Genomic DNA, 6,505 nt, shown 5'->3' on the forward strand with positions numbered 1-6,505 from the left:
GGCTAGACTAGCCGCCTTCCGACATTACTATAAAAACGGAGCTCCTTATGTATTCTGATTTGGTTCAGTCTTCCGCTCGTGCTATGGGAAGAGCGCTTGCGACAGGCTTTACCCGGGTTGGGTTGATTCTTGGCGTACTCTTAAGCGCTGTTTCAGCTCAGGCTGCGTGGCAAGACCCCCTTAACACCCCGGCGTTACAAACCCAACGTGCTCACCACACATTGCTGCTTGATGTTGTCCGGGCAGATCGTCGCCTGGTGGCGGTGGGTTCGCATGGACACATTGTCTACTCTGACGACGACGGTTTAACCTGGGTACAAGCCAGAGTTCCGGTTTCTTCAACATTAACCGCGGTGTATTTTCCATCCGGTGACTACGGCTGGGCCGTGGGCCATGATGGTGTGATTCTTTATTCCTCAGACGCAGGCAAAACCTGGGTTAAGCAGTTTGACGGTTACCTGGCCAACTCGGCCATTGTGGCTGCGGCAACGAAATCCAAGCAGCGTGCCAAAGATCGTCTCGAAGCCGCCGAAGCGGCTGGCGATGATGTCGCCATCGAAGAAGCCGAAATGGCGCTGGAGACGGCAACATATGGTTTGCAGGATGCCCAGTACGATCAGACGACCGGCTCAACCAAACCTTTCCTCGATGTCTGGTTCTATGATGCTAAGCGCGGTTACGCGGTCGGCGCTTACGGCATGTTCTTCTATACCCAGGATGGTGGTACTACGTGGGAAGATGTTTCCGCCCGCTTACCCAATCCGGATCGTCTGCACCTGAACTCCATTGCCGCGGTTGGCCCGCGTTCCCTGGCGATGGTCGGCGAAATGGGCATGATTCTGCGCTCCGATGATCTGGGCCAGAGCTGGCACAGCATGGATTCTCCGTACGAAGGTTCATTGTTCGGCCTGATTGCCGCTGGCGACAAGCAGCTTATGTTTGGTCTGCGTGGTCACGTGTTCAGCTCGGTCGATGGTGGTATCAGCTGGGATGAAAAGGCGACCGGCAGCGAGCAGACTCTGCTTTCCGGTACCATTGGCCGTAAGCACACCCTGCTGGTGGGCAATGGTGGTTCTGTCGTGATTTTTGATGCACAGATGCAAAAACCACGGGCATCGATTCTGGAAGGGCGTAAAGCCTTTGCAGCGGTTGCAGAAGCATCAGACGGTAACTTTATTATTGTTGGCGAGGCGGGTGTTAAGCGCCTTAATGCTGCCGGCGAATTGATTGATCAGACCATCAGTATGGCGGCGGGAGACTTTTAATCATGGCTGAACAACAGCATCATTTTTCTACAGAGCCGGAACACTACATCCTGTCGAAAGAGACAGAGCCGGCTTTAGAGCGCATTCTTTTTAATAACCGCATGCTGGTTATGATTGTCCTGGGTCTGCTGACCCTGGTATTTGCCTATGGTCTGACCAAGGTAAAACTGGACTCCAGTATTGAGAAGTATATTCCGCTGAACCACACCTTTATCCAGAATTATCTGGTGCATAAAGATGATATGAAAAGCGGTGTGGCCAATGTGAAAATTTCCATCGAGGCACTCGAAGGCGATATTTTCACCAAAGACTATATGGAAACCCTGAGCAAAATTAACGATGACGTATTCTTCGTTAAAGGGGTCGACCGTTCCGGTATGCAGTCTTTATGGACGCCGAATACCCGCTGGACGGAAGTAACGGAAGAAGGTTTTCAGGGCGGTCCGGTAATTCCCAGTACCTATGACGGCGGTCCGGAAAGTCTGGAGCAGGTACGTCAGAACGTGCTCAAATCCGGCCAGGTCGGACGTTTGGTATCGAACGATTTCCGTTCATCCATTATTGATGTTCCTCTGGTAGAAAAAGATCCGGAAACCGGCGAAAAACTCAGCTATCAGCAGTTTTCTCAGGATCTGGAAAATAAAATCCGCGCCAAATACGGCAACGATAAATACCGTGTATACATTACCGGTACACCGAAAAAACTGGGTGATTTACTCGATGGTGCCACATCCATCGCGTATTTCTTCCTCGCGGCGATGGTGATGACGGCCATCCTGTTGTACCTCTATTCCCGTTGTCCGAAAGGTACGCTGGTGCCTATCGTTGCCTCGCTGATTGCTGTTGTCTGGCAGTTGGGTGCACTGGCACTGATGGGTTACACCGTTGATCTGTACTCGGTTCTGGTGCCTTTCCTGGTGTTCGCGATTGGTATCAGTCACGCGGTACAGATTATTAACGGTATCGCCATTGAATCCGGTAAAGGTGCCGACAAACTGCAGGCTGCCCGTCAGGCATTCCGTGGTTTGTACGTACCGGGCATGCTGGCCCTGCTCAGTGATGCGATGGGCTTCCTGACACTGCTGTTTATTGATATCGGCGTTATTCAGGAACTGGCGATTGCCGCGAGTATCGGTGTAGCGATGATCATCGTTACTAACCTGGTGCTGTTGCCAATTGTGATGTCCTATATTGGCATCAGTGAAGCCGGTGTCCGCCACGCCAAGAAAACCGAAAAATCGGAGCCAAAACTGTGGAAGGCAATGTCTTACTTTGCCAGCCCGAAAGTAGCACCATTTCCGATTGTGATTGCTATTGTCATGGCGGTGTTCGGTTATCAGATGAGCCAGGGCCTGAAAATCGGTGATCTGGACAAAGGTGCACCGGAGTTGCGTGCTGATTCACGCTACAACCTCGATAACGACTTTATGGTGTCCAATTATTCCACCAGTTCTGATGTGCTGGTGGTCATGGTTGAAACGGCCAAAGAGCAGTGCAACAGCTTTAAAGTGATGGACGCCGTTGACCGCTTTATGTGGTACATGGAAAACGTTCCGGGTGTGCAGTCGACGACATCGCTGGTAACTGTCTCCAAGCTGGTGACCAAGGCGATGAACGAAGGCAACCTGAACTGGTCAGCGCTGTCGCGTAACCAGACCATTCTGAATACTTCTATCCAGCGTGCGCCAAGCAGCCTGCTGAACCCGAATTGTTCAATGGCACCGGTGATTGTGTATTTGAATGACCACAAAGCTGAAACGCTGGAAACCGCAGTGATGGCGGTTGAAGAATTCAAAGCGCAGTACGACGACACTGTTGACGAAAAATATTTCGGCTACACCATTGCCGAAATTGAGCAGGCAATTGCCGCCAAAGAAATCGATTCCGTACCGGTTCGTTTCCAGCTCGCTTCCGGTAATGCCGGTATCGAAGCGGCGACCAATCAGGTGATTGCAGACGCTCAGGACACCATGTTGATTTTCGTTTATGTGGTGGTCTTTGTGCTGTGTTTCATGACCTTCCGCTCGTTCACTGCGGTGGCCTGTATTCTGATTCCGCTGGCGCTGACGTCAGTACTGAGTCAGGCACTGATGACCTACTTAGGCATTGGCGTTAAGGTGGCAACATTGCCGGTGATTGCATTGGGTGTGGGTATTGGTGTCGATTACGGTATTTATATCTACAGCCGTCTGGAAGTGATGATTATTGCCGGTAAAACCTTGCAGGAATCTTTCCTGGAAACACTGAAATCGACCGGTAAAGCGGTAAGTTTCACCGGTATTACTCTGGCCATCGGTGTTGCAACCTGGATGCTGTCGCCGATTAAATTCCAGGCGGATATGGGTATTCTGCTGACCTTTATGTTCCTGTGGAACATGCTGGGCGCCTTGATCTTGCTGCCTGCTCTGGCGCATTATCTGCTCAGGCCGGAACGCATTATTGCCCGTCATAAAGCCCGCCACGGAGATATTCCTCCGGCAGGCTGAGCGGCAGAAAATTAAAACGGTGGCGCTGCCACCGTTTTTTTTGTCTTTTTGCAGGGAAACAGAAACGAGAGAAGGAAGCAGAAATGAAAAGCCCGTTGGGATTAAACGCCGATTTACCGGTTGCCGATCTGGTGACCGAAGCCATCACTCTGTTGTGGTCAAAGCGGACGGCGGTGATCAAAATGTTTTTACCGGCGATGTTGATTCTGGCTCTGGTCGACTGGAGCAGTTCAACGTTTCTGGCTGAAAATGATTACGTCAGTCAGTTTGGTTTTTTGATCGTATCGGTATTGCTGAGCGTGGTATTTGCTACGTCCTGTCATCGCTTTACGCTGTTGCCACAGGATAAGTGGGACGCAAATGCTTTACACGGTATGAGACGGGAAGAATTCCGCTATTTACTGCGCGGATTATTACTGGGCGTTATCGGTGCCGTCGTCTTTTTTTGCAGCATGCTGGTCGCCATGATTTTTCTGGGGCAGGAAGATGCCTGGCTGGGAGCTGTGATCGGTATTCTGCCAGCGCTGTACATCTGGTCACGCTTGTCTGTCACCTTGCCTGAATTAGCTCTGGGTCAGAAAACAGACCTTAAGCGCGCCTGGTCATTAAGTGCCGGTAATGGCTCACGCCTGGTGTTGGTGGTGTTTATTGTACCAATTGCTCTGGCATCGCCTTTTTTAGCGTTGTTTATGCTGGATCATTCTGTGCTGAGTTATGTGGCGGCGTTCGGTACTTATATTACCAGTTTGATTTCTCTGGTGATGTTGTCGCTGTCCTATCGCTTTTTGCTGGATTTTTATGAGCCCCAAATGCCTGAGCAGGAGAGTCTGCCAACAGAGACAGCTGAGCCGGCGGTTAAGCCACGGGATTCCGGATTTGATGCCTGAGCGGCTTATTTGCTGCGCAGTGGTTTGCACTGCAGAATCAGAGGCGCTTTAAAACCTGCTGCGGCAGGTTTTTTTATGCCCGTGCTTTGTGCTTGTACAGGCTTTGCGTGTCATGCAATACGCAGTAATAATGACCCATCATTTAATTGCAGAAAAAGACCATGAGACTCGGCGATATTTCGGTGGCTTATGTGGAGCTGATGGCGCGCGCGGTAGAAGAAAGCGGCGCCCGTCCACAAGCGGTATTGGCCCAATATCAACTGGATGATGTAAAGCTGGCATCACCGGACGCACGCATCAGTATTCCGCGTTTTATGCGTATGGGGCATGCCTGCATTGAGGCGTTTTCCATTCCCTGGCTGGGGTTGGATATGGGGCGTCTTACCTCACCACCTGCGATGGGGTTGGCGGGCTTGCTGGCGCAGAGTGCCGCTGATATCCGCAGTGCCTGCAGGGCGCTGACCGAGTATGAATTATTGTCGAGCTTTAACGCCCGTGGACGTTCGCAATTTTTGCTGGAAAAGGGCAGGGGCGTTGCGCAGTTTTATTCCATCAGTCCGTATAACGAATACAACCTGTTTGTCGTTGATTCGGTATTGTCAGGCTGGAACCGCTTTATGCAACTGCTCAGTGGTCGTCATGACCTGCTGGCACGGGTTGAATTTGAATTCTCAGCACCGGTTTATCGGGAGCGTTACAGCGATATTTTTCAGTGCGAGGTTCATTTTGGTGCAGAGCGTAATGCGGTTGTGCTGCATGACTGGGCACTGGATTTGCCGGTACAGCAACGCTGTGCGTCAACCTATTCGGCACTGAAACAACTGGCGGATCGCGAGCTGGAACGGGTACGCCTGGGATTAACGTTCCGTGAACTGACCGAGCGCGCTATTGGCCCTCTGCTGAACGGTCAGACGCCCACACTGGAACAGGTCGCGCAACGGCTTAATATGGCGCCCTGGACGGTCAGGCGGCGTTTAACCGATGAAGGTTGCAGCTTTCAGCAGGTATTAAATGATACGCGGCGGGATCTTGCGGTGAGCTATGTGCGGGATACGTCGCTGACTCTGGGTGAAATAGCCTATGTATTAGGCTTCGGATCAGCGACGGCATTTCAGCGGGCATTCAAACGCTGGACTGGCGAAGCGCCAGGGCGTTTTCGTGAACGGTCGGGCAGAGCTTACATCTCTACCGCGTCGTCCACATCGTCTTCGTAGTCGTCAAAACCGACTTCCAGAAGATCTTCGATGTAGTCAGACATAACTACCTCCATGTTCAGGATTATTGTTTTGGTTGTTTTACGTTAAGCACACCCTGTGCCAAAACGTACACCTATAAGCCAGCCCTGAATCAGGCAAGAAACGTATATTAAAGTTCCCGTGCTCAGATCATTCAGCGCTAAAGCAGGCGTAAGTTAATTCTGTACTGTTACAGCAAGATGAAAACCGATGATTACTAGGAAAGGCAGATCAGAAAGGAGACGTGCGAATCGGGCAGAGGAAATCGGAGGATCTTTCAATAACCAAAGGTATCGCAAGAGCGAACAATTGGTCGGTACAGCTAAAGTAAAACGTTTTTAAAATGGCGGACTGGACGGGACTCGAACCCGCGACCCCCGGCGTGACAGGCCGGTATTCTAACCAACTGAACTACCAGTCCGCTGATACCAATCTTAAAGCGTTTTATCTTTAAGAATGATGGTGGGTGATGACGGGATCGAACCGCCGACCCTCTGCTTGTAAGGCAGATGCTCTCCCAGCTGAGCTAATCACCCAAATCTGTATGAAAAATGGCGGACTGGACGGGACTCGAACCCGCGACCCCCGGCGTGACAGGCCGGTATTCTAACCAACTGAACTACCAGTCCATT

General features: G+C 51.3%; 4 protein-coding genes and 3 tRNA genes. 4 read left to right on the forward strand and 3 right to left on the reverse strand.

Translation table 11 applies throughout. The annotated features are described in order from the left end of the window. Positions 1 to 47 precede the first annotated feature (47 nt). The 4 genes from NYR02_RS18560 to NYR02_RS18575 all read left to right on the forward strand — a co-directional run bounded on the left by NYR02_RS18560 (position 48) and on the right by NYR02_RS18575 (position 5,852). The gene (locus NYR02_RS18560; protein WP_260977863.1) at positions 48 to 1,265 is read left to right on the forward strand and encodes a WD40/YVTN/BNR-like repeat-containing protein; all 1,218 of its coding nucleotides are present in this window, start codon (positions 48 to 50) and stop codon (positions 1,263 to 1,265) included. Between the two features lie 2 nt (positions 1,266 to 1,267). Next, positions 1,268 to 3,751 carry an efflux RND transporter permease subunit gene (locus NYR02_RS18565; RefSeq protein WP_260977864.1) on the forward strand — a complete coding sequence of 828 codons (2,484 nt, stop codon included), beginning with the start codon at positions 1,268 to 1,270 and terminating at the stop codon, positions 3,749 to 3,751. A gap of 83 nt (positions 3,752 to 3,834) precedes the next feature. After that, a complete protein-coding gene (locus NYR02_RS18570; protein ID WP_260977865.1) occupies positions 3,835 to 4,638 on the forward strand; it encodes a hypothetical protein in 804 nt (267 codons plus the stop codon). A gap of 161 nt (positions 4,639 to 4,799) precedes the next feature. Further along, a complete protein-coding gene (locus NYR02_RS18575; protein ID WP_260977866.1) occupies positions 4,800 to 5,852 on the forward strand; it encodes an AraC family transcriptional regulator in 1,053 nt (350 codons plus the stop codon). A gap of 365 nt (positions 5,853 to 6,217) precedes the next feature. Here NYR02_RS18575 and NYR02_RS18580 read toward each other — a convergent pair. From NYR02_RS18580 to NYR02_RS18590, 3 genes are all read right to left on the reverse strand, one after another. Then, a tRNA-Asp gene (locus NYR02_RS18580) sits at positions 6,218 to 6,294 on the reverse strand. Positions 6,295 to 6,333: 39 nt separating this feature from the next. Continuing rightward, positions 6,334 to 6,409, reverse strand: a tRNA-Val gene (locus NYR02_RS18585). A 16-nt stretch (positions 6,410 to 6,425) separates the two neighbouring features. After that, positions 6,426 to 6,502: transfer RNA gene (locus NYR02_RS18590), tRNA-Asp, on the reverse strand. Positions 6,503 to 6,505: the final 3 nt, after the last annotated feature.

Origin of the sequence: Thalassolituus pacificus (assembly GCF_025318105.1) — a bacterium.
Lineage (GTDB): Bacteria > Pseudomonadota > Gammaproteobacteria > Pseudomonadales > Oceanobacteraceae > Venatoribacter > Venatoribacter pacificus.